The sequence below is a fragment of the Bacteroidales bacterium genome (assembly GCA_012519055.1).
Taxonomy (GTDB): Bacteria; Bacteroidota; Bacteroidia; order Bacteroidales; family Salinivirgaceae; genus JAAYQU01.
Genome location: JAAYQU010000045.1, coordinates 61,963 through 85,084, shown reverse-complemented (window position 1 = coordinate 85,084; position 23,122 = coordinate 61,963). Strand labels below are relative to the sequence as shown.

20 protein-coding genes and 1 tRNA gene are annotated in these 23,122 nt (G+C 34.8%); 15 read left to right on the top strand and 6 right to left on the bottom strand.

The window, feature by feature from the left end; translation table 11 throughout:
- Window positions 1-47: 47 nt before the first annotated feature.
- From GX311_08490 to GX311_08480, 3 genes are all read left to right on the top strand, one after another.
- Complete coding sequence (locus GX311_08490; protein ID NLK16419.1) at window positions 48-215, top strand: 4Fe-4S binding protein; 168 nt, start codon at window positions 48-50, stop codon at window positions 213-215.
- A gap of 175 nt (window positions 216-390) precedes the next feature.
- Entirely contained in the window at window positions 391-819 is a 429-nt protein-coding gene (locus GX311_08485; protein NLK16418.1) for a hypothetical protein, read from the top strand.
- Window positions 820-961: 142 nt separating this feature from the next.
- Window positions 962-1,450 carry a hypothetical protein gene (locus GX311_08480; protein NLK16417.1) on the top strand — a complete coding sequence of 163 codons (489 nt, stop codon included), beginning with the start codon at window positions 962-964 and terminating at the stop codon, window positions 1,448-1,450.
- 272 nt (window positions 1,451-1,722) lie between these two features.
- Here the strand turns inward: GX311_08480 and GX311_08475 are convergent, their stop codons facing one another.
- The 5 genes from GX311_08475 to GX311_08455 form a co-directional block, all read right to left on the bottom strand.
- Window positions 1,723-2,592 carry a carboxypeptidase-like regulatory domain-containing protein gene (locus GX311_08475; protein ID NLK16416.1) on the bottom strand — a complete coding sequence of 290 codons (870 nt, stop codon included), beginning with the start codon at window positions 2,590-2,592 and terminating at the stop codon, window positions 1,723-1,725.
- 148 nt (window positions 2,593-2,740) lie between these two features.
- Window positions 2,741-3,613, bottom strand: a complete 873-nt coding sequence (locus GX311_08470) for a TonB family protein (GenBank protein NLK16415.1) — start codon at window positions 3,611-3,613, stop codon at window positions 2,741-2,743.
- A 54-nt stretch (window positions 3,614-3,667) separates the two neighbouring features.
- Complete coding sequence (locus tag GX311_08465) at window positions 3,668-4,078, bottom strand: biopolymer transporter ExbD (protein NLK16414.1); 411 nt, start codon at window positions 4,076-4,078, stop codon at window positions 3,668-3,670.
- Window positions 4,079-4,085: 7 nt separating this feature from the next.
- A complete protein-coding gene (locus GX311_08460) occupies window positions 4,086-4,766 on the bottom strand; it encodes a MotA/TolQ/ExbB proton channel family protein (GenBank protein ID NLK16413.1) in 681 nt (226 codons plus the stop codon).
- Window positions 4,767-4,850: 84 nt separating this feature from the next.
- Window positions 4,851-9,230 (bottom strand): hypothetical protein, encoded by a 4,380-nt coding sequence (locus GX311_08455; GenBank protein ID NLK16412.1) that lies wholly within the window; start codon window positions 9,228-9,230, stop codon window positions 4,851-4,853.
- Between the two features lie 255 nt (window positions 9,231-9,485).
- Here GX311_08455 and tsaD point away from each other — a divergent pair, with 255 nt between their 5' ends.
- Window positions 9,486-10,505 (top strand): tRNA (adenosine(37)-N6)-threonylcarbamoyltransferase complex transferase subunit TsaD, encoded by a 1,020-nt coding sequence (gene tsaD, locus GX311_08450; protein ID NLK16411.1) that lies wholly within the window; start codon window positions 9,486-9,488, stop codon window positions 10,503-10,505.
- 78 nt (window positions 10,506-10,583) lie between these two features.
- Here the strand turns inward: tsaD and GX311_08445 are convergent.
- Window positions 10,584-10,656: transfer RNA gene (locus GX311_08445), tRNA-Lys, on the bottom strand.
- A 129-nt stretch (window positions 10,657-10,785) separates the two neighbouring features.
- On the opposite strand from GX311_08445, the gene GX311_08440 reads away from it, so the two are divergent.
- The 11 genes from GX311_08440 to GX311_08390 all read left to right on the top strand — a co-directional run bounded on the left by GX311_08440 (window position 10,786) and on the right by GX311_08390 (window position 23,116).
- The gene (locus tag GX311_08440) at window positions 10,786-11,568 is read left to right on the top strand and encodes an MBL fold metallo-hydrolase (GenBank protein ID NLK16410.1); all 783 of its coding nucleotides are present in this window, start codon (window positions 10,786-10,788) and stop codon (window positions 11,566-11,568) included.
- A 129-nt stretch (window positions 11,569-11,697) separates the two neighbouring features.
- Complete coding sequence (locus tag GX311_08435; protein ID NLK16409.1) at window positions 11,698-14,517, top strand: insulinase family protein; 2,820 nt, start codon at window positions 11,698-11,700, stop codon at window positions 14,515-14,517.
- 188 nt (window positions 14,518-14,705) lie between these two features.
- Window positions 14,706-15,752, top strand: a complete 1,047-nt coding sequence (locus GX311_08430) for a nucleoid-associated protein (protein ID NLK16408.1) — start codon at window positions 14,706-14,708, stop codon at window positions 15,750-15,752.
- Window positions 15,753-15,762: 10 nt separating this feature from the next.
- Window positions 15,763-16,056, top strand: a complete 294-nt coding sequence (locus tag GX311_08425; protein NLK16407.1) for a hypothetical protein — start codon at window positions 15,763-15,765, stop codon at window positions 16,054-16,056.
- 4 nt (window positions 16,057-16,060) lie between these two features.
- Window positions 16,061-18,001 (top strand): threonine--tRNA ligase, encoded by a 1,941-nt coding sequence (gene thrS / locus GX311_08420; GenBank protein NLK16406.1) that lies wholly within the window; start codon window positions 16,061-16,063, stop codon window positions 17,999-18,001.
- A gap of 3 nt (window positions 18,002-18,004) precedes the next feature.
- Window positions 18,005-18,583, top strand: coding sequence for a translation initiation factor IF-3 (locus GX311_08415; protein ID NLK16405.1), 579 nt, complete (start codon window positions 18,005-18,007; stop codon window positions 18,581-18,583).
- Between the two features lie 30 nt (window positions 18,584-18,613).
- Complete coding sequence (gene rpmI / locus GX311_08410; protein NLK16404.1) at window positions 18,614-18,811, top strand: 50S ribosomal protein L35; 198 nt, start codon at window positions 18,614-18,616, stop codon at window positions 18,809-18,811.
- 86 nt (window positions 18,812-18,897) lie between these two features.
- On the top strand, window positions 18,898-19,245 hold the full coding sequence (gene rplT, locus GX311_08405) for a 50S ribosomal protein L20 (GenBank protein ID NLK16403.1): 348 nt from the start codon (window positions 18,898-18,900) through the stop codon (window positions 19,243-19,245).
- 289 nt (window positions 19,246-19,534) lie between these two features.
- On the top strand, window positions 19,535-21,580 hold the full coding sequence (locus tag GX311_08400) for a hypothetical protein (protein ID NLK16402.1): 2,046 nt from the start codon (window positions 19,535-19,537) through the stop codon (window positions 21,578-21,580).
- 140 nt (window positions 21,581-21,720) lie between these two features.
- Entirely contained in the window at window positions 21,721-22,845 is a 1,125-nt protein-coding gene (recF, locus tag GX311_08395; GenBank protein NLK16401.1) for a DNA replication and repair protein RecF, read from the top strand.
- A complete protein-coding gene (locus GX311_08390) occupies window positions 22,823-23,116 on the top strand; it encodes a DUF721 domain-containing protein (GenBank protein ID NLK16400.1) in 294 nt (97 codons plus the stop codon). The genes recF and GX311_08390 overlap by 23 nt, the downstream gene beginning before the upstream one ends.
- The last annotated feature ends 6 nt before the right edge of the window (window positions 23,117-23,122 follow it).

The following is a 23,122-nucleotide window of genomic DNA, read 5'->3' as shown; positions in this document are numbered from 1 at the left end:
TAAAGGACACTACATTTGCGAAACCTTAACAAATAAAAATAAAAAAGATGGCTTATAAAATTTCAGAAGACTGCATAGCATGCGGTTCATGTATCTCAGAATGTCCGGTTGACGCAATTTCTGAAGGAGATATCTATAAAATCGATCCAGACACATGTACTGAATGTGGTTCATGTGCAGAAGTGTGCCCCGTTGAAGCAATTTCTCCGGCATAATCGGCAGTAATAGAAAAAAAAATAAAAAGCGGAGCAACCATGCTTCGCTTTTTTGTTTTACGATATTGGTCAAATATAGTATCATGAAAAATTCACAACTATTCTTTCAGATATTAACGCCTAACTATTCAATTATCTGCACTAATTTTACTATCTTTCGGGAAATATTTCGATAATGCAAAACTTGCATATAGATAAACCTAAGTTATATAAACCAAAGTCAGACAAAAGCTCACCATGGTTAATTATGACTGCGCTTTTGTTGGTTTTACTGTTGGGTGTTCAGTTTATATCGAGTGCTGAAATTAATAATACACTAAGTAAGTTTAATAGTAGTTACAGTAGCCAACACCACGATAATTATTATTTTTCTGTCTATAATATTGGTTTTTTACAGCATGCTCTGAAAAATGAAGTTCAAACTTCGTTTAGTCACGTTAATTTTATTAATCATAATGCTGTTTACAAAAGCCTTAATGGATTATTGCCTACAATCGCTCGCCCGGAACCGACTGTAGGGGTTGAGTACCTGTATTTTACATCTACAATTATTATAAATCCACGCAAAGCCGATAAGCTTTTTCCTTTCCACTGTTTTTGGTAATACGGTTATCTACAATAAAAACTAAAACTACGTTTCCCTTATCTGTAGTTTATGCTACGTTTCAATATTTAATAACCTGTTGAAATATAGCGCATTATTAATATTTTTTCAATAATCTATTTACTAAAAAATTTTTATAACAATGAGTACAGGAATGATAATTATTACAGTAGCATGTATTGCTGCTTTTATTATACCCTTTGTATGGGCATCAAAAAAGAAAAAGGGATTTAGTGCCAGAGTACTAAAATCTTTAGACAAAATAAGCAAGGAGAATAATGCTAAAATTTCTCAGAGTGATGTTTACGGACGTTCGGGCATTGCTATTGATGAAACCAACTCTCTCCTATTTTTCTGTATCTATCGCGATTTTCAGATGAAAGAGTATGTATTGAAAATAAAAGATATAGTTAAATGCGAGGAGTTTAGTTCAAGCAAAACCGTTGGAGAGGGAGAAACCCAAAAAAACGTAAAGACAAGAGAGGGTATTACTTTTACAACAACAAACAAACAAGCATCGACTATTACATGGGAGTTTTTTAACGCCGATTATGATCCCGATTTTGATAATCACGATGAAATGAAAACCATTTCAAAATGGGTTGAAATCATAGGGAAACTCTTAGTGTAGAGACGGAGCATGCTCCGTCTCTACGTTGAAAACGTTGCCCACATGATCCGCATTACTTGGGCTAAAGCCCAAAAATCACGTGCGCTTACTCAATCCCCGACTTGAAAGTCGGGGCTATTGATACAACAATTGCCTCATTGATAGCCAACAGCTAAAGGCTTCCGTCTTTACTTCTACAAGCTCAATGCGGAATTGTCTTCGGTCTTCCGACTTAATAAAGAACTTTACACTCCTTTTTAGGACAGTATCTTTTTGATATAAAATTACGATTATTAGATTACTTCTATAAAAATACAAGCATCACTATATTTTGAATTGCTCTTTTTTATCCAACCTAAACCAAATTCTTTAACGAATGTTCTGCAAATCCTATTTTTACTTTCAGACATTCCTATATACTGTCCATAGTATTCTGTTCCCCATTTGTCGATTGCATAATATTTTTCATCTGTATAAATATATTCCATTGAAACAAATACACCATTTTCGGGAAAAGTAATATCATCATTTATCTGAATGCTATTCCAACCACTATTTTTAGGAGTAAAAACTATTTGATTTATCAACAAGTCATTCGAAGGTAATCCCGTTTGTTTATCTACAGAATATATTCTAACTCTAAATGGTGTGGTAGGTATTCCTACTTTATTGCTTATAAAATATGACACAGAGTGTATTCGTCTGTTAACTACGCTTGTGTCTTTGATAAATATAGCAATTTCTCTCCCTGGAGAAATAAAGCCAAATCCCCCCTTAGGCTTATTATTGTTCCCTACTATTTTTACTTTTTTATTATAAGTTTCTGTATTACTGCTAATAACAACTTCATCAAGTTCAAATATTTTTCTTTTTAAAATTACACTTTGGGAAGTATCAAGAATTATACTTATTGGGACTTCTTTTGAAAGATAACCCATTGATCTAATAATTATAGTATCTTTTGTAGTAAAGTTCTTTATTTTCCAATGGTATATTCCTTTATTATCGCAAGCAACACCTCCCTTCTTTGATTTAAATTCAATGCTTGAGTACGGAATTCCTTCACCTTCTTGATTTATAATTTTTCCACTAATAATTTTAGTTTCTTGTGAATAACCCCAAAAGGTTATTGTGCCGAAAATAAGAACAGCAATTATCCTCATATTCAAAATTTTTGAAATTTGTAGCTACTACAGTAACTTCCAGGCTAGACAGAGACGCCATGATATGACGTCTCTACAACACATTAACATTCAGCCAATTATTTGCCAATTGTTCATTGCACATTGCTAATTGCACATTGCTAATTGCTTATTTGATACTAAATCTATAAGTAATTGTTCCAACCTGTATTAAATCAGCGTTTTCATCTTGATTAAAACGTGTTTTCTTTGCAGCTTTAGTAGCTGCTTCAACAAGTTGTCTGTCGGTCGTAGTAGAACCTTTGGATTCCCACACAGCTTCTGTTACATAGCCATTTTTATCAACCTTGACTTTTATTACAACAACCCCCTCTTCTTTATTCGGATAAAGCGGTAGTGGTAGTTGTCCTCCGTGAGGGCTTCTTCCAGCAAGGCTGTAGCTAATTCCTTGCTTACCTTGCCCACTACCCTCGTATGAACGACTATCCGGTGATCCCCTTAAATCACCTTGATTGCCAAAACCGCCTCCCGTTCCGTCGCTTTGCGAGTTGGTGTTGGCTATTCCAAATGCTTTTCCTGTGCTTTCTGCTATTTTTTGTTGTTGCTCTGCCTTACGACGTTCTTCTGCTTGTCTTTTGCGTTCAATCTCCTCTTGTCGTACTCGTTCGGCTTCTTGTTCTTTTCTGATTTTTTCTTGTCTCTCCTCTTCTAATTTTCGTTCCCTATCTTTCTTCTTCCTTTCTTCCATCGCAGCGGTTTCCTCGTAATCTTGAGTAAGTATCTCTTTCTCATTGTCATCGGAAGTTTCTACAACAGGGTTTGATACTTGCGGCTGAGTTTCAACCATAGCAACTGAAGGCGAAAACTGAGTTTCAATATCTCCGCTACCAGCATCATCGACACCAAAATTTATCAAAATACCCTCCTCTTCGGGCAGAGGCAGTGGGGTAACAAAACCAAACAGAAACATTATAATGACAGCTGCAACATGAAATATTACAGTACCTATAAATCCAATCTTCTTGTTGTTATCTTGTTGCATTGGTTTATATTATAATATTATTGTGCCTGTTTAAATTTGCGCTTTTACAAAAGATTAATTTTCTGGAGCAGTAGCCAAAATCAATTTATATCTATTTCGTTTTGCAATATTCATAACCTTTACTACATGTTCAATAGCTACGCTTTTGTCGGCATGTAGCGATATCGTAGGAGGTTCAGTATAACTGGCAGCTGGTCCAACTTTTAATTGTATATAGCTCTCTAATTGTTCAAATGGAACAATCTGTGTCTCAACAGCATATGTTAAATCAGCAGTTATGGATACTGTTGTTATAGGTTTATTTGCTTGTGTCTGATTGTTACTTTGAGGTAGCAATAGTTTTAATGCGTTTGGCGCGATAAGTGTACTTGTTACCATAAAAAATATAAGTAACAAAAACACAATGTCTGTCATTGATGACATACTGAATTCTGCACTAACTTTGCTTCTTCTTTTTATTGCCATTGTTAGTTTAATTTACTGGTTCGTTGAGTAAATCCATAAATTCAATTGCACGCGCTTGCAGCCGGAATACAACTCTCTCAATTCGTGCTACCAAAGCGTTATATGCAAAATAGGCTGTAATACCAACTATCAAACCTGCAACTGTGGTTACCATTGCCGTGTAAATACCACTTGACAACAGTTGTACGTCTATATTGCTACCTGCGTTAGCCATGTCGTAAAATGCACGTATCATACCAGTAACAGTACCTAAGAAACCAAGCATTGGTGCTCCACCTGCTACAGATGCCAGAGCTGGTAAACTTTTTTCTAATTTTGCTATTTCAAGGTTTGCAATATTATCTATGGCTGTACTTATGTCGTTTAAAGGTCTGCCTATGCGATTAATTCCCTTTTCAAGCATTCGTGATATCGTGTTATCAGTGTGTTGACAAAGATTTATAGCGTAATCAATTTGTCCCGCATGAATATAATCTTTAATTCTTTCCATAAAAGAGGGATCTTCTTTCGAAGCATTTCTAATAGCAAAATAGCGTTCAAAAAAGATATAAACCGCTATAATGGACAGAATAAAGATGGGTATCATAAGAACACCCCCTTTGAGGGTCATTTCCCAAATTGACATAGTCATCTCGGTTGCTTGGCTTTCCGCAACTGCACCAGGAACATCTTGAATAAGTGTGTCGATCATATAATAGTGATTTTAAATTGTTAACGATTTTGGCTCAAAGTTATTATATTTTTTATATCTAAGGCTAAAAGCCAAATGGTTTTATTTCGATTTTCTTCTAAAAAACTTCCCCCACAATTCGTTCAAGGTATTAAACTCTTCTCGATAAAATACACCTGCTCCTTGTTTTGAGTGTGAATCGTAATTATTATCTGTTTTGTGATATCCTTTAAACATTATTTTTCCGCGCTTATCGAGTTTTACTTCCATTTCAAAGTCGCCTGCAATATTTGTTCCGCTACTAGAACTTTGTCCAATTTGTTCTCCTCCCATACCTAAGTTTGTGTTTATTGTCACTCGGTTGTTCAATATTTGAGTTGATACGGCAAGTTCATATTCATGTGACGAAACTTCACCTCCCGGAGTGTAGTTAAACCCAATATCAAACGATCTGCTGATTTGTGAAAGCCAGTTGCTTACCTGATTTGAAAGCAATTCACTTGCATTGCTTTCAACACTCGAAGGTCCTGTTGTTTCTGCAACCTTAACTGCTCCGGGCAAAGGTTGAAATCTGTTTAATACTAGTAGCGATATTACTTGTTTGCTTATTTCGTCTGATTGCAGTGCGTTTATTTGGTCTTGTGCTGCTTCGGCTGATGCTGGCAAAGTAACTTTAAAATTGATGTTTGGTGCTGTAAATGTTCCTGTCATAAGCAAGTGAGCATCAGCGGAAATGCGTGAGCCTTCATCTTCGGAATTAAATGTCAGGTCGTATAAATTTGCCCTTCGCACCTTATAAACAGCGTCAATATCGATATTCGCATTAGCCGGATCGCCTGACCAAGTAATGCTTGATCCTTTAGCTATGGCAAATCGTTTTTGAAAAACATCTTGCAAGGTAAACAGATAGTCTCCTTCTGAAATTATATAATCACCGTATATTTCCAAATCATCTTTTGGAGGCATATATATAGTTAAATTGCTCGAACCTTTGGCTTTTATAATATCTCCAATTGCAGGGTCAAAAATTATTTGAACTTCAGCTTCGGGAGTAACCTCAAGATTCATCATTAAATTTATTTCTGATTCACTCTTGTCCTTCGTTTCAGGTGCTTGCTTGTTTTTATCCGTTAATTGCGCTTTTGGTTGTTTAAAAACAATATAATCGGTTTGATTTACAGTTCCTCCACTGTTAAGCGGAATAAATAGACGCGTATTTGGCTCGGTTTTAATTCCCATTGAAATATCCAAATTATCAACTTTCCCTTTTACAGTTCCATTACCCGAGGCGAATACTGTTCCAAAAAACTTACTATTATCTTTCTCTAAGGTGTTCAAGAACATAAAGTTAGTTGCGTTAAACCTTACGTCAAGACCTAAACTGTCAAAATTGTTATGAGTAACTCTACCACTTACAAGTAAATTGTTATTGTTATTATCAACAACTCTTAAATCGGAAAAAATAATTGCATCTGGTGAAATATCTATCCAGTCGGTTATTTGATAACGTGTTTTTGTGTAATCTAAAACAAAACTACATCGATCTAAAATAATTACACCCTCCATTTTTGGTGCTTTTAAATTACCTTTTATTATCATTTCTGCAGTTGTAAGACCAGTCAAATCGTGCAAAACTCCCTCCAAATAAGGATTTAAAATAGATAAATCGAATCTGTCGACAAACAATCTAAAATTCACATTTGAATTATCCGGACTATAATCTCCCACTATGTACAAAACATCATAGTTTTGAATTGTCGATACCCAGTCAACTTTTATCATCTCTAGTAAAGGATCCCACGAACTCGATATTTTTGTATCGCCAATTAATTGCCCATTATATTTTAAATTATCCAAATCTATTTGCGCAAGCACAAAAGGATTTTCGTAAAGATTGGTCGCCGCAATATCGGCTGTCAGAACCCCTTCAACGCTAATCCCGAATTTATTTTTTAATAGCACATTTAACATCTCTAAGTTTATACTTTTGGTATTAACAAATAGAGTGTCATTAGAGTCGTTGCTTATTATTCCATTTATATACAGATGTTGATTTCGATGTCCGATAGCAAAATTATCGAATTCTATTTCAGAACCGTTTACCTTTACTACTGATGGCGAAATGCTCCACGTTGTATCGGAAATTACGACATTTGACGAAAGTATATTGATACCAAATCTGTCGAAATTCCCCGACTCTGGAAACAATATTTGCGAACTGATGTATCCACTATAATTCGTTGTGTCTTCTCTGTTATAGTTATTCCAGTTGACGTTGAATGTCATTAGATTGCTTTCAAGAATTGTGTTTAATGATAAATTTTTTAACGACATATCTTGATAATAAAAGAAGTTGTCTGCACTAATGTTGGCAATTATTTTAGTTGCTTCGTTATACCCTGAAAACGAAATATTATTCAAATACATATCTTGATATGCAACTTTTGATGTTAAACCTTTCATATCAAACTTTCTTCCGCTGGCTTTATACCTAATGTCCAAATAACTATTGTTACTTACAGTCAAAGCTGTATCAAACAGGTTTACAACAGGTTTAACATTGTGTAAATCTATTTTAAGTTGGATATTTGTAAAATCGTCCTCTTGAATTACCTCATCAGACCATGCAACTGCTGGCATATATTGCTTTACAGCATCGCTTAAAACATCTGATACAGTGTTATATGTATATTGTCCTGAAAGTAACACTCCTATATATTCAGAATTGACACTCAGGGTTTTAGAGATTCCTTTCCTGTCGAAATTCAAGTCTAAATTCACAAAATTCGCTTCTTCCCCTTTACGTGTAATATAAACATCGTACATGTTAACCGTGCCAATTATACTATCAGGATTTATTCCATAAAGATTTGCAACCATATCGAATTGCATTCGTGAAGCGGAATCAGAGTCTAAACCGAGAGGATAAAGATTAAATTTTGAGAGATTTAATATAAACTTGTGATGCTGCCTTTTGGTTCCATATTCAACCTTACCCATAAAATCCAATTCAACGTTAGGATCATCAATTGTGATACTCCCATCGTAAAACTTGTCGGTTAATTTACCCTCGATTTCAATGTTTTTATATGGATAATTTTCAAAATCAACATGACTTACCAAAGTTTTAAATTGTGCAGAAAAGGTTTTGTTGGGATTTAGCACAGAGCTAATATTTATTTTCGTATCGATCTTATCTAACATAGGATAAGTTCCTGATATAACACCTATACCAAAATTATTTAATTGAACTAAACCATTAAGGCTTATTTGCTTCATATCATTTTGGCTATAAGAGATATTGTGAAAAACACCACCAATATTTGTGTTAAAGGTTCCTACTGATGAAATATTTGACATATTCCCAGAAACAAAGCTTTTATAATTTATTCTTTCTAAACAGCTCAGTTCTGGAGGCAAAATAGGGCTACCCAAACTATCTTTTAATACCGTTAATTGCGCTAACTGACTGTACGATGTTGTTAGGTTTTTTATATCGGCATCAAAAAACATATTTTCGACATCGGGTAAACCTCTTAGTTTAAGTGATGTATGCAGTTTTGTGGAGTCTAAAACTTCTATAAGTAAATTATCTCCATACAAATTACTTAATGGTCCAGTTACTTTACCCTTAATTTTTGCTTTTAGATCGAGTTTTTTTAATTCTGGCGCGAACCAAGCCAGGTCATCAGTTGTAACATCGCTTGAAAACAGATTGACATCGAATGATACTTCATTTTCAAAATTAGCAAAAGCGGTGTCAGTTAATTGAATAAGCCTTACATACTCGGAATTAACATTTGTTTGCCCAAACATTGTGTTAAAGTTCTCGAACTTTAAAGCTCTCGGCTCTAAGCAAAAAACAGTTGACATATTATCAACCTTTAAACCACAATGATCTATTGTGGAGAGTTTTTTAATATCAATAATGATTGTATCGCCTCGCAAATCAAATGGTTGTGCCTCAACATTCAGATTGCCAAGTTTTAAATCGCCGAAGTTTATTTTCTGCGTTTTTTCGGGATTAAATTTTCTTAAAACGTATTCTGAACGCTTAAGAGCGACAATGTGCGAATAGAGTCTGAAATTCGAAACTTTCTTTTCAACAACCGAATCCTTTTTTCTAAACAGATCAATTACATTAATAAGATTTGACTTACCTAAACTGTCAGATTGCATATGAAACTTCAGACTATCAAACACTACACGGCTGAAATACAATTCAGGACCTTTCAAGTTTATTTGTTCAACGCCTGCTGTCAATGAGTGGATATAGGCTAAAGTGTCACCACTTGTATCCTCAACATAAATATCCTCTATAACAAGATGATTAATGGGTCTGAAATTAATTTGTCTGATAGAGACATTCAAACCAAACTCATTTTTTAACCACGAAGTTGTTTTATCTGTCAGATATGTCTGTACAGAACTGCTAAGCAATACCAAATAGAGTATAAATGGCAATGAAACAATCACTGTCAATATCAACAACCATATTTTACCTCTACTCTTTATGGGTCTAATTTGTTTAGTTAATTAATGTTACTGCAAAAATAGTCATTCAAAGCTTAGAAACAGCTAATTTGTGGTATTTTGTTACACCAATTATAATTTTTTAAAGGTTAGTTCTTTTATTAAATTTTACAATAGTTAATACCGATGCAACATATACTATCAGTATTATTAACGAATTGTCAAAATAAATAGTTTAACTTTGTAAGTTTTTTAAAACATAATATGTCAGTAATTATTTTGGGAATAGAGTCGTCATGTGATGAAACATCTGCATCGGTTGTAAAAGACGGCTATGTTATTTCAAATTACATAGCAAATCAAACAATACACCAAAAATATGGTGGAGTTGTACCCGAGCTGGCTTCAAGAGCACATCAGCAGAATATTATTCCAGTTGTTGATATAGCTTTAAAAGAGGCTGGGGTTGAATTAAATCAAATATCGGCTATTGCTTTTACGCGCGGTCCCGGACTGTTAGGAGCTTTGTTAGTGGGAACATCTTTTGCCAAAGGATTGGCTTTATCGTTAGATGTTCCAATAATTGATGTAAATCACTTACAAGCCCACATCTTAGTACATTTTATAAAAAAAGATACTCCCGATTTTAAAATGCCAAAGTTTCCAATGTTATGTTTGTTAGTCTCTGGCGGTCATACACAATTGGTGTTAGTTGAAGATTTTTTGAAAATGGAGATAATAGGGCAAACTATTGACGATGCTGCAGGAGAAGCTTTTGATAAATGCGCAAAAATAATGGGCCTTGGCTATCCCGGAGGTCCTGTTATCGACAAGTTGGCTCAAACAGGCGACCCAACTGCCTTTAAGTTTGCAAAACCAAGAGTTAACGGCTTGGATTTTAGTTTTAGTGGCTTAAAAACTTCGTTTCTATACTTTTTAAGAGACCGTTTACAAGAAGACCCCAATTTTATTGAAAACAACAGAGAAAGCCTTTGCGCTTCGTTACAAAAAAGTATTGTAGATATTCTGATAGACAAAACTAAAAAGGCAATAAAACAGACAAATGTCAAAAGTTTTGGCATTGCCGGAGGAGTATCAGCAAACAGCGAATTACGAAAAGCAGCTCACTCTCTTGGCAAAGAGTTAAAGTTAGATGTCTATACTCCTGCTCTCTCTCTGACAACCGATAATGCCGCAATGGTAGCTATTGCAGGATACTACAAGTTCCTGAACAACGAATTTGCCGACCATGGATTGGCTCCTTTGGCGAGAATGCCGTTTTGAGAAACCAACAAACTCAAAAACATGGTTTACGACACCTTGTTTTTTTACACAAAAAAAGCCGAACTAATGTTCGGCTTGTGATCCAGCTGGGGTTCGAACCCAGGACCCCATCCTTAAAAGGGATGTGCTCTACCTGCTGAGCTACTGAATCAATGCATTTTTGTTTTGCGACTGCAAAGGTACTCTATTTTTTATTTTTGCCAAACCTTTTTGAAATTTATTTCAATTATTTTTTAATTTCGTGGCATAAAGCCTGAAAAATTACAAACAAACGCAAAAAATGAAATTAACAGTTTTGGTCGATAATCAAGCAAGTTCTAACTGTAAAGCCGAACATGGACTATCATTCTACATTGAATACAATAACAAAAAGATTGTATTTGATGCCGGACAAACAGATATAGCAACAATTAACGCGCACAAATTAGGCATTGATTTGAACCAAACCGACTTAATTGTTTTAAGCCACGGACATTACGACCACGGAAACGGACTAAAATATTTTCCTAAAAACAAACCTCTTTTAGCTCACCCCGATATTTTTACTAAACGGTATAAACGCACTAACAATCAATATATTGGACTTGATTTGTCAGAAACTGATATAGAGAACAGCTTTAAGATTACCCGCTCATCAAAACCTGTTAAAATTGAACATCAAGCATGGTTTATGGGTGAAATTCCCCGAATAACCGACTTTGAATCCATATCGCCAAAATATATTTTAGAAAATGGCGAGACTGACCCAATAATAGATGATACCGCTCTGACGTTCAATACTAACAAAGGCATTGTTATTATTACAGGTTGCTCTCATAGTGGCATTTGCAATATTGTACTGAAAGCGAAAGAGTTTTTCCCCCATAACCCTATAGCAGCAATTGTAGGTGGATTTCATTTATCACAGATTGATGAACGTTTAGAAAAAACCGTCAAGTTTTTTAAGCAACATCATATCACAAAATTATACCCATCGCACTGCACACACCCGAGAGTGATATGTCACTTAAGCACTCATTTTGATGTCAGCTGGATAAGCAGTGGAGATATAATTGAATTTTAAGAATTTGACTTTCTCTCCGAACACAAATGCTTTATCAATTTGAGGCTTTTTACTACTTTTGCACGGATTGATAACTTGCCTTAAGGGCAAAATTTATATCTAACACAATTTTATAACTGTACATAAATTATGAACTTATCTTCACATAACAACTTAACAACAAAAACACTAAAAAACGGATTTACCGTAATTCTGAACGAAGACCACAGACTACCAAAAGTTTTTGGACTTGTTGTAACAAAAGCAGGCGGCAAAGATGACCTGGCAAACGCAACAGGAATGGCTCACTATATGGAGCATATGCTTTTTAAAGGCACTACCAAACTTGGAACGTTAGACTGGGAGAAAGAGAAACCACATATCGATAATATATTTAAGCTATATGATTTATTATCAGCGACAAAAGACGAAGAAAAAAGAAAAGAAATTCAGACACAGATAAACAAAGAGTCACTGGAGGCTGCACAATACGGCATTCTGAATGAAATGAGTAATTTGGTTTACAGAATGGGCGGAACAAAACTTAACGCCTTTACTTCGCCCGATATAACGGTGTTTTTCAACGAGTTTCCGCCAAACCAAATCAATCGCTGGATTGACCTATATTCACACCGTTTTCAGGAACCTGTTTTTAGGGCTTTTCAAGCCGAACTCGAAGTTGTTTACGAGGAAAAAAATATGTACGAAGACCAATTCCAAACAAAGCTTATCGAAAGTTTTAATCGCTACATGTTTAAAAAGCACCCATACGGACAACGCTCATTAATAGGCACTAAGGAGGATTTGAAAAACCCCAGTCTTACCAAGATGTACGAATTTTTCAAAACTTGGTATGTAGCTAATAATATGGCTCTTGTATTGTCAGGCGACTTCAATACAGATGAAGTAATGCCAATGATTGAGGATAAATTTGGTCAACTTAAAAGCGCAAAATTGCCAGAGCGTACAAAATATATCGAAGAGCCATTCAAAGGGCGCGAAGTATATAGCGAAAAGCTGTCGCCTATAAAAATGAATCTGATGGGTTTCCGCGTTCCCGCAGATGGCGAAGAAGAAAAACCTGTTATGGACCTGATTTGCAAGATGTTAAACAATTCAACACAAACGGGTTACCTCGACCAACTTAGCCTTGACAATAAACTTTTGGCAGCTGTAGCAATGCAAATCCCTTACCACGACTACGGAAGTTTAATCGTTATGGCTATCCCCAAACTAATTGGACAAAGCCACGAAAATGCTGAAAATCTTGCTATTGAGCAAATACAGAGGATAACCAAAGGCGATTTTACCGAAACATTTCTCGAAACCATTAAAAACGAATTTTACAGTGAAGAGCAACAGAAATTAGAGTCACTGCAAGAAAAATCACTTGCCTTAGCTTTTGCATTTACAAAAGGTTTAGATCTAAACACTATTTTTAATCGAGCTGAGATAATTAAAAAAATCACATCAGATGATGTCAAAAAAGTTGCATCTAAGTATTTCGGTGACAACTATTTAGTTTTACAATCAAAAATGGGAAAACCGCCTGTTGACAAGATAGACAAACCAGGATATAAGCCCATTATGTCAAACACACAGGAGGTGTCTGAATATCAAAAACATTTCAACACCATTAAACCAAAAGAGCTTGATTATAAGCCCATTGACTTTTTAAAGGATATTCAGGAGAGGGAAATTTATAAGAATTACAAAGTTTTCAGAACAGCAAATAACGTAAACGACATATTTACACTTCAGATTTTGTTTTGCGTAGGCACAGAAAAAATTAAAAGGCTTGATTTAGCTACTTCGTACATGAACCTCACTGGAACTAAAGAATTTGACTCAAATCAACTAAAACTTGAATTTGCAAAGCTTGGTGCCACATATACTTTCGATGTTAACGATAGTTACACGTCTATCAACGTAGTTGGAATAGAGAAAAATCTTCCAAAAGTCTTACAGCTACTCAATAAGCTAATTAACGAACCCATCGCCGATAACAGCAAAATATCAACAATATACGAAAACGAAAAAGCAAACAGAGAGATCGAGCACAAAGAACCAGATAATGTGGCCAACGCTCTGTTACACTACGCTTTATACAACAAAAAATCGAAATATATCGACAGAGACAAACTTAGCGATATTAAAAAACTAAAAGCAACTCACTTAATCGAGGTATTTAAATCAGCAACTCAATACGCAATTGAGATATTTTTCGCAGGAAATACCGATATTGGCGAACTCTGCGAGCATGCACGTAACAATCTCAATTTCAGTGAGAACCTAAAAGATACTGACTCCCCTATTTACAAGCCAACTGCGACCTATCCCGAAAACACGCTGTTTTTTACAAATAAGAAAAAGGCTAAACAGGCAAAGATATTTTTCACAACAAAATCTGAATTATCAAAACAAGAATATGCAATGCTCAACGCCTTCAATGTTTATATTGGTGGTGGATTTTCGGGTTTACTTGCACAGGAAATTCGCGAATACAGGAGCATGGCTTATGCTGTTGGTGGAAGTTTTAAAATACCAAAAAAACAGAACGACCCGGTGCATTTTACTGCATACGTGGGAACACAATCCGACAAGGCAAATGAAGCCATAGAGATTCTGAACTCAATAATTCGTGATATGCCACAAAAACCCGAACGCATCGAAATGATTAAAGAGTACCTAATTAGTAAGGCATTAACCGATAAACCAGATTTTAGAAACCTTATACCTGAAGTTAAAAAATGGAAAAATCAAGGGTATGAAACAGACCCATTTAACGAACTAACAGAATATTATAAAAATTTAACCTGGGATAAATTGTACGAATTTTACAATCGAATGTTAAAAAATAACAAATTTGCGATAGTTGTTGTTGGTGATAAATCAAGAATATCAATCAATCAACTTAATAAATATGGTAAAATTAAAGAGATTAGCGAAAATAAATTATTCACTAAATAATTACATTTTCAATACTAAAATCAAATACTATTTATTTAAACAACTTATACTCACACAATTAACATTGTCTATTTCTTAACAATTAGGTCAGATTTTAAAGGATGAACTCATTTCTTAACAAATTTATTAACTAAGAGTTGAAAACCTGTCTGATATTTTTGTAATTTTGCAGTCCGAAATTTTTGATTATGATCGACTTTAGAAATGTTTCGTTAGAAAAATTTGTTATACATCAGGTCGGTAGTAGATTTGATTCATCATCTTTGCTACTTTCAGAGAGTGAATTGGTTATACATGACAGTGAGCTAAAACAAGTGCTCCTAACCTACTTCCTCTCATCGTTTAAACCAGGTGCATTCTACGAGTTTGATATTAGTGGCATTGGAGAAAATCATAATATGTACAAATATTGTAAAGCAATATTTAATAATCCTGAAGAGTTTAAAACAAATAGTGACCTAATAACCAAATGGTTGCACACAACATCACAACATCCTAATATAAAAACCGGAGAGCTTTATATAGCCCTTTTTAAAAACTGTAGTATTGATGGACAAGAGGTCGATTGCCTAGGAGTTTTTAAAAGTGAAAACAAAGATGTTTTCTTAAAAGTATATCAAAATGACCAACAATTTGTTGCCGAACATGATCAAGGAATAAATATTCGTAAATTAGATAAGGGTTGCCTTATTTTCAACGTGTACGAAGAGAGTGGCTATAAAATTGCTATTGTAGATAAGGTTAACAAAAGTGCTGAAGCGCAATATTGGCGCACCGATTTTCTTAACCTAAACCAAATCGCAGATGGATATTATCAAACTGAAAATTTTATGCAAGTTTGCCAACAGTTTGGTAATGAAGTTCTGACAGAAGAAAACAACGTTGAAAAGGCACAACAAATTGCATTTTTACAACGTAGTGACGATTATTTTAAAAACTCAAAACTATTTGATAACGAAGATTTTACAAAAAAAGTAATTGGACAAAATGAAGCTATTGAAGTCTTTGAAGATTACAAAAAACAGTTTGCCGATAATTATGGTGTAGAATTTGCAGACAGTTTCGTCGTTTCTAAACCTGCACTGTCAAAAAGCAGAAGATATTTCAGACCAGTTATCAAGCTGGATAGAAATTTTCATCTTTATGTGCATGGAGACCCTGAAAAAATAGAGCGAGGATACGATAACAACAAACAAATGAATTATTATAAACTCTTCTTTAACGAAGAAACATAAAATAACATATATGGCATCAATAAAACGATTAAAAAAAGAATTAGATTACCTGACCTCTGAACTACTATTTGGCTGCTATATTGCAGAAATTACGAATTCATCAGCAACAGAGGAAATTACTAAAATTAGCCAAGATATTATAAATCTCCATAATGAAACGATTGATAATATCAACGGTTTCCGTAGGTCAAATAAAGAGACAGAAAAAAACGCAAAAAAATATTTCAAAGAACTACGCTTGCAGTTAGTTGACTCAACTCAAGAAATTGTTAATCGTATAGAATCTTTGAACAATAAAAAATAGCAACATGATTAAAATCACCCTTCCCGATAATAGCGTCCGCGAGTATCCCTCCGGAGTTACAGGTTTTGAAATAGCACAAAGCATAAGCCCACGCCTTGCTGAAAATGTAATGTCGGTAACTGTAAATGACGACTTGTGGGATTTGACCCGTAAAATCACCAATGACGCTACGATCAAATTACATAAATGGGAAGACGAAGAGGGTAAGCATGCTTTCTGGCACTCATCAGCTCACTTATTAGCCGAAGCTTTGCAACAATTATATCCCGGAGTAAAGTTCGGTATCGGTCCAGCTATTGAAAATGGATTTTATTATGACGTTGAACTCCCTGAGGAAAAAATGATTACAGATGCTGATTTTGCAAAGATTGAAAGCAAAATGATGGAGTTAGCATCACAAAAAAACCAATACATCAGAAACGAAGTTCCCAAACAAGAAGCCTTTAAGTATTTTGAAAGTATTGGAGAAAATTATAAAACTGAACTGATATCTGAACTAGAAGACGGTACCATATCATTCTATAAACAAGGAACATTTACAGATCTTTGTAGAGGTCCACACTTGCCTTCAACAGAACCAATTAAAGCGGTTAAAGTTACTTCGGTTGCAGGAGCATACTGGCGTGGTGATGAAAAACGAAAACAGTTAACACGCGTTTACGGCATTACTTTTCCGAAAAAGAAAATGCTTGACGAATACCTAGTTATGCTTGAAGAGGCGAAAAAACGCGACCATAGAAAAATAGGAAAAGAGCTTGAACTATTTACTTTTTCACAAGCTGTTGGTCAAGGATTGCCTTTGTGGTTGCCAAAAGGAGCTGCTCTACGCGAAAGATTGGAAAACTTCTTAAAAAAGATACAGAAAAAATATGAGTATCAAATGGTTATGACACCACATATTGGTGGAAAACAACTGTACGTAACCAGCGGGCACTACGCAAAATACGGCGAAGACTCATTTAAACCAATCAAAACTCCAGCCGAAGGTGAGGAATTTTTATTAAAACCAATGAACTGCCCCCACCACTGCGAGATTTACAAGTCGAGTCCAAAATCGTATAAAGATTTACCAATACGTTTAGCCGAGTTCGGTACGGTATATCGTTATGAACAGAGCGGAGAGTTACACGGATTAACACGTGTACGCGGCTTTACACAAGATGACGCACACATCTTTTGTCGCCCAGACCAACTGAAAGAGGAGTTTATTAAAGTAATTGATATTGTATTTTATATTTTTAAAACTCTCAACTTCAATGATTTCGTAGCACAAGTTTCATTACGCGACAAAAATAATCACGAAAAATACATCGGATCCGAAGAAAATTGGGAAAAAGCAGAAAGCGCGATTATAGAAGCTGCGAACGAAAAAGGCTTAAACTACGTTGTTGAGTACGGCGAGGCTGCATTCTACGGTCCAAAATTGGATTTCATGGTACGCGATGCTATTGGTAGAAAATGGCAATTAGGAACAATACAAGTAGACTACAACCTACCCGAACGTTTTGAATTAGAATATATTGGACACGACGACAAACGACACCGCCCCGTAATGATCCACCGCGCCCCTTTTGGGTCAATGGAACGCTTTATTGCTGTTTTAATTGAACACACAGGCGGAAAGTTCCCATTGTGGCTAACTCCAGACCAAGTAGTTGTGATGCCTATTAGTGAAAAATTCAATGGATATGCAAAAAATGTTTTGGATTTCCTAAATAATTCCGATATTCGCACCGTTATTGACGACCGTAACGAAAAAATTGGTCGCAAAATACGTGATAATGAACTAAAAAGAGTTCCATTTCTGATTATCGTAGGAGAAAAAGAGATGGAAACGAATACTGTTTCTGTTCGCCGACAAGGAGAAGGTGACAAAGGAGTAATGACACTTGAAGAGTTTACTAAACACGTAAAAAATGAAGTAAATAACGAATTGTTAAATTAATTTATGGAGGAAAGATCTATTAATCAAAGACCTACACAAAGAACACCAAGGGGCAAGGCTGCACAAGAACCCGCCCATCGTATTAACGAAAAAATAATTACACCTAAGGTTCGCCTTACAGGAGATAATATCGAGAACCAAGGAATTTACAGCATTAAAGAAGCATTGCGTATGTCTGAGGAAATGAACCTTGATCTGGTTGAAATTGCACCAAATGCTGATCCTCCTGTATGTAGGATTATTGATTATCAAAAATTTCTATACGACCAAAAAAAACGACTTAAAGAGCAAAAGGCAAAAGCATCAAAAGTTGTAGTAAAAGAGATTAGATTTGGCCCCAACACTGATGAGCACGATTTTGAATTCAAAAAAAATCACGCTATTAAGTTCCTGCAAGAAGGAGCAAAAATTAAAGCATTCGTCTTTTTTAAAGGAAGGACAATTTTATTTAAAGAAAAAGGCGAAATATTATTGCTAAAACTTGCGACAGAACTCGAAGAGTGGGGAAAAGTAGATCAACTTCCAAAACTTGAAGGAAAAAGAATGACAATGTTTATATCTCCAAAAAAACAAAAAAAGTAACTTGTTTAACAAAATTAAATCTAGAGTATTATGCCTAAGGTAAAAACAAATCCCGGAGCAAAAAAACGATTTGCATTAACAGGAACGGGAAAAATTAAACGCAAACATGCGTACAAAAGTCACATTTTAACAAAGAAAACTATCAAGAGAAAACGTCGATTAACAAATACATCACTGGTATCAAAATCTGACACAAACAACATCTTGAAATGTTTAGGTTTAAAGTAATCAAATATTAATATTAACAATAAGAGTGCCTCAGTTTTAAAAGATTCGGATAACGAACACTGAACATTCGTAAAACAAACAACAAAATGGCTAAAGCATCAAACATAGTAGCAGGAAGAGCCCGAAGAAAAAAAATCCTTAAACAAACACGAGGATATTTCGGAGCAAGAGGTAACGTGTGGACCGTAGCTAAAAACACATACGAAAAAGGATTGCAATATCAATATCGCGATCGCAGAACAAAAAAACGTAATTTTAGAGCCCTCTGGATTCAAAGAATTAACGCAGGTGCACGTCTTCATGGAATGACCTACTCTGAACTAATGGGAGCATTACACAAAAAAGACATACAAATCAACCGTAAGGTTTTAGCCGACTTGGCAATGAACCATCCAGAAGCTTTTGAAATGATTGTGAAATCAGTTAAAGCTTAAGGTTGAAGTTTTTTGGAGAAAAAGATTGTCATTTAATATAAAAAACCGCTTGATAATTTTTTCGAGCGGTTTTTTGTTTTCTGGTTTTAATCAACATTCAACTATGTTATTGTTTATCATACAACTAGATTATTGCACAATTTTTTAATTAATTAGAAAATAAGATTACATTAATATTAACAAATCATTGTTAAATACATATTTTGTAAAATCATAAAAAATTAATTATTTTGTGGAGTTTTAATTAAAGTTTTCAAAAACTTATAAAATCATTGCTATTCGCAACATAATGAGATTTCATAATATAGCTTTTAAAAGAACTCTTTTTATCTCTTGTGCACTCATAATAATGACGTTGCAGCCTTTTAGCTTGTTGTCACAAAAACCTAGGTACGAGGTTTTTGGAAAAGTGAAAATGTCTGAAGGAGATCCAGAAGGAACACGAGTATATATCGACCGTGATAATCAAAGGGTAGGAAATGAGACCATACCAAGAAACGGCAAATTTGAGTTTGATTTAGACTATCAAGCAGATTATATTTTAACTTTTGAAAAAGCGGGATATATTACAAAAAGCATTAACGTTAACACACACATACCCGATTCAGAATATCAAACTGTATCTTATGATCCGTTTGAACCATTTGAATTTCAAGTAATTTTATTTAAACAACCAGAAGGAACAGATATAGTTGTGTTTAATCAACCTGTTGCAATTATAAAATATCACTCCAATAAGGACGATTTTGATTACGATACCGACTATTCTAAAACTATTCAAAAGCGAATAGACGACATTGAAAAAAAATCAATCACAAAAACTACTCCCCAAGAAAATGAAAGAAAGGCTGCTGCTGAGCTACAAGCCCAAATAGAAGCAGCCAGAAAAGCCAATGAAGAAAAACTAAGAGCAGAAAATATAGAAAGACAAAGGCAAATTGCAGAACACAAAAGAGTAACAGACAGCATAAGACTTGCAAAAGAAGAGGAAAAAAGAAGGCAAAATGAAGAGCATGCTCGAAGATTAGCAGAACAGAAACGTGTTTCTGATAGCATTAAAGCTGCTCAAGAAGAACTTACAAGACAAAGAGCCGTCGAAGATGCTCGTAAAAGAGCCATGGCACAAGCCAGAGCTGACAGTTTACAACGTGCACAGGAGATTGAAAGAGTAAGAAAAGCTGCTGAGGAAGCAGCAAGAGTCCAGGCAGAACTTGAAAATAAAAGATTAGCCGAAGAAGAGGCAAAAAGAAAAGCTAAAGAAAAGGAAGAAAAAACTCTCGCAAGACAAAGAGCATTAGCTGATAGTATCAAAGCAGCACAAGAAGAACTTGCAAGGCAAAAAGCTATTGAAGATGCCCGACAAAGAGCCATGGCACAAGCCAGAGCTGACAGTTTACAACGCGCACAAGAGATTGAAAGAGTAAGAAAAGCTGCTGAGGAAGCAGCAAGAGTTCAAGAAGAACTTGAAAATAAAAGACTAGCCGAAGAAGAGGCAAAGAGAAAAGCTAAAGAAGAGGAAGAAAAAACTCTCGCAAGACAAAGAGCATTAACTGACAGTATAAAAAGAGCAGAAGATGAAAAAATACGGGCAGAACAATTTGAACAACTAAAAAGAATTGCAGAACAAAACCGTATTGCTGACAGTATAAGGTTAGCAGAAGATGAAAAAAACAGACTTAAACTAATTGAAGAGATGAGACGAGCCGCTTCAGAAAAAGCTCGCTCAGATAGTATCCTGGCAGCACAACAAGAAGAAGCAAGATTAGCACAGATAGAGGAAAACAGAAAGCTAAGAGAACAAATTGCAGCCGCTAGAAAAGCCGAAGAAGATGCAAAAAGAGAAGCTCAAATGGAAGAAGCAAGAAAAATTGCACGACAAAAAGCGGTATCAGATAGCATACGAAAAGCTCAAGAAGAACAGCAAAGACTTAGAGTGGAAGAAGATATACGTAGAGTCGCTTTAGAAAGAGCTGCAGCAGACAGTATTAATAGAGTTCGTGAAAAGGAAAGAAGAGAGAGAGAAAGAGAACTTAACGAAATAAAAAGAGCACAATATAGAAACTCAATTGAAGAAAGGGCGGCACGTTCACTTGAATCAAGTTTCGACGATATAGGCGATAAATTAGATGAGGTTTTAGGAAGAAGAAAGACAGTTTATGAATACTATGAATTCAATAAAAAAGTTACGAAAGTATTTATAAACGAAGATAATAGCCTTAGCGTTTATGTAAAAGTAGAACATTCATTTGGCGACACATATTATTTTGTCGAAGAGGGCATAAGAGGATATAGAAGTATTAGTCAAATGATTTACGTTACAAGAACAAAGGATTAGACCCTACTATACCAAGAAAGTAAGCTCTAATCACTTCCTACAAATAAACAGAAATACCAGCAAACTGCCACAACTATAGTAAACTCTATAATTTGGTGGCTAAAAGTGTCTTATATTATAAAAATAAAATTGGTGTTATAATGTACATAAGTAATTTAAAAATTAACAATTATAAAAATATTGAAAACGCCGATTTATTTTTCTCAGAAAACATTAATTGTTTCGTTGGGCTCAACGGTGCAGGCAAAACTAACTTATTGAGTTCTATTTATTATTTATCAGCTTGCAAAGACTATTTTAATATACCCGACAGCTCAAATATCCTTAAAGACTTCGATTACTTCATAATAGACGGCTATTTCACAAAAAACAACAGCCAAGAAAGAGTTTACTGCGGTGTTGAACGCGATAGAGGAAAAACTATTAGCCTAAACGGTAAAAACTACCGTCGCTATTCTGATCATATAGGATATCTTCCACTTGTTATGATAACTCCATCAGACACAATGGTCATACATGCAGGAAGCGATGAGCGCAGAAAAATGTTAAACTATATGATTTCGCAATTTGACCGCACTTATTTAACTTATGTTATTCAATACAACAAGGTTCTTGAAAATAGAAATAAAGCCCTAAAACAAATGCGCGAAAACAATAGAATTGACGAACTAACCTTGGAAATGTACGATGTGAAATTAGTAAAATACGGAAATGAGATATTCTCTGTAAGAAAGAACTTTATGGATAATTTCAAGGACTTGTTTCAACAATACTACACGATAATTAGCAACAATGACGAAAAAGTTGGTTTGATATATAGCAGCCAACTTAATGATTCAGATTTTCAAGACCAATTAACAAAAAGCCGAAACACGGACTTGGTTGCTGGTCACACTACTGTTGGTATCCACAGAGACGACTTGGAAATGACCATTGACGGGCGAAGCCTTAGAAGATCGGCATCTCAGGGACAGCAAAAAACTTTTATTATTTCAATCAAGTTAGCATATTATGAATACTCTGCCAAAACAACAGGAATAAAGCCCCTTCTGCTTCTTGACGATATTTTTGATAAATTAGATGCTAAACGTATTTCTAAAATAATCAAAATGGTATCTGCCGATCATTTCGGACAAATTTTTATAACAGACACAAACAAAGCAAGAATTGATGTTTTTTTAGAAGATATTTTATCTCCTTATAAAATATTTTCAGTATCTTATGGGCAAGTACAATTACAATATGAGAAAACAGAAAGTAACTAACTTAGGACAAGCAATTGATGAGTGGATAACCGAAAACAACTCCAAAAGCAAGTTAAATGAAACGTCTATCATTAATAATTGGAGTGATTTTGTCGGTGAGCACATGGCAAAAAGCACAAAAGGTCTTAGAATATCCAACGGCGTTCTATTTGTAAAAATAACATCGGGAATTGTCAAACAAGAACTCCAGATTATTAGAACGCCACTGAAAAATAAAATCAATAAAAAATATGGTTTTGAAATTTTGAAAGATATTAGGCTCGATTTATAACAACTT

Excerpts from the sequence above, each read along its gene's own strand:
- GX311_08490 (NLK16419.1), top strand. The coding sequence starts at position 48 with ATGGCTTATAAAATTTCAGAAGACTGCATAGCATGCGGTTCATGTATC.
- GX311_08485 (NLK16418.1), top strand. The coding sequence starts at position 391 with ATGCAAAACTTGCATATAGATAAACCTAAGTTATATAAACCAAAGTCA.
- GX311_08480 (NLK16417.1), top strand. The coding sequence starts at position 962 with ATGAGTACAGGAATGATAATTATTACAGTAGCATGTATTGCTGCTTTT.
- GX311_08475 (NLK16416.1), bottom strand. The coding sequence starts at position 2,592 with ATGAGGATAATTGCTGTTCTTATTTTCGGCACAATAACCTTTTGGGGT.
- GX311_08470 (NLK16415.1), bottom strand. The coding sequence starts at position 3,613 with ATGCAACAAGATAACAACAAGAAGATTGGATTTATAGGTACTGTAATA.
- GX311_08465 (NLK16414.1), bottom strand. The coding sequence starts at position 4,078 with ATGGCAATAAAAAGAAGAAGCAAAGTTAGTGCAGAATTCAGTATGTCA.
- tsaD (NLK16411.1), top strand. The coding sequence starts at position 9,486 with ATGTCAGTAATTATTTTGGGAATAGAGTCGTCATGTGATGAAACATCT.
- GX311_08440 (NLK16410.1), top strand. The coding sequence starts at position 10,786 with ATGAAATTAACAGTTTTGGTCGATAATCAAGCAAGTTCTAACTGTAAA.
- GX311_08435 (NLK16409.1), top strand. The coding sequence starts at position 11,698 with ATGAACTTATCTTCACATAACAACTTAACAACAAAAACACTAAAAAAC.
- GX311_08430 (NLK16408.1), top strand. The coding sequence starts at position 14,706 with ATGATCGACTTTAGAAATGTTTCGTTAGAAAAATTTGTTATACATCAG.
- GX311_08425 (NLK16407.1), top strand. The coding sequence starts at position 15,763 with ATGGCATCAATAAAACGATTAAAAAAAGAATTAGATTACCTGACCTCT.
- thrS (NLK16406.1), top strand. The coding sequence starts at position 16,061 with ATGATTAAAATCACCCTTCCCGATAATAGCGTCCGCGAGTATCCCTCC.
- GX311_08415 (NLK16405.1), top strand. The coding sequence starts at position 18,005 with ATGGAGGAAAGATCTATTAATCAAAGACCTACACAAAGAACACCAAGG.
- rpmI (NLK16404.1), top strand. The coding sequence starts at position 18,614 with ATGCCTAAGGTAAAAACAAATCCCGGAGCAAAAAAACGATTTGCATTA.
- rplT (NLK16403.1), top strand. The coding sequence starts at position 18,898 with ATGGCTAAAGCATCAAACATAGTAGCAGGAAGAGCCCGAAGAAAAAAA.
- GX311_08400 (NLK16402.1), top strand. The coding sequence starts at position 19,535 with ATGAGATTTCATAATATAGCTTTTAAAAGAACTCTTTTTATCTCTTGT.
- recF (NLK16401.1), top strand. The coding sequence starts at position 21,721 with ATGTACATAAGTAATTTAAAAATTAACAATTATAAAAATATTGAAAAC.
- GX311_08390 (NLK16400.1), top strand. The coding sequence starts at position 22,823 with ATGAGAAAACAGAAAGTAACTAACTTAGGACAAGCAATTGATGAGTGG.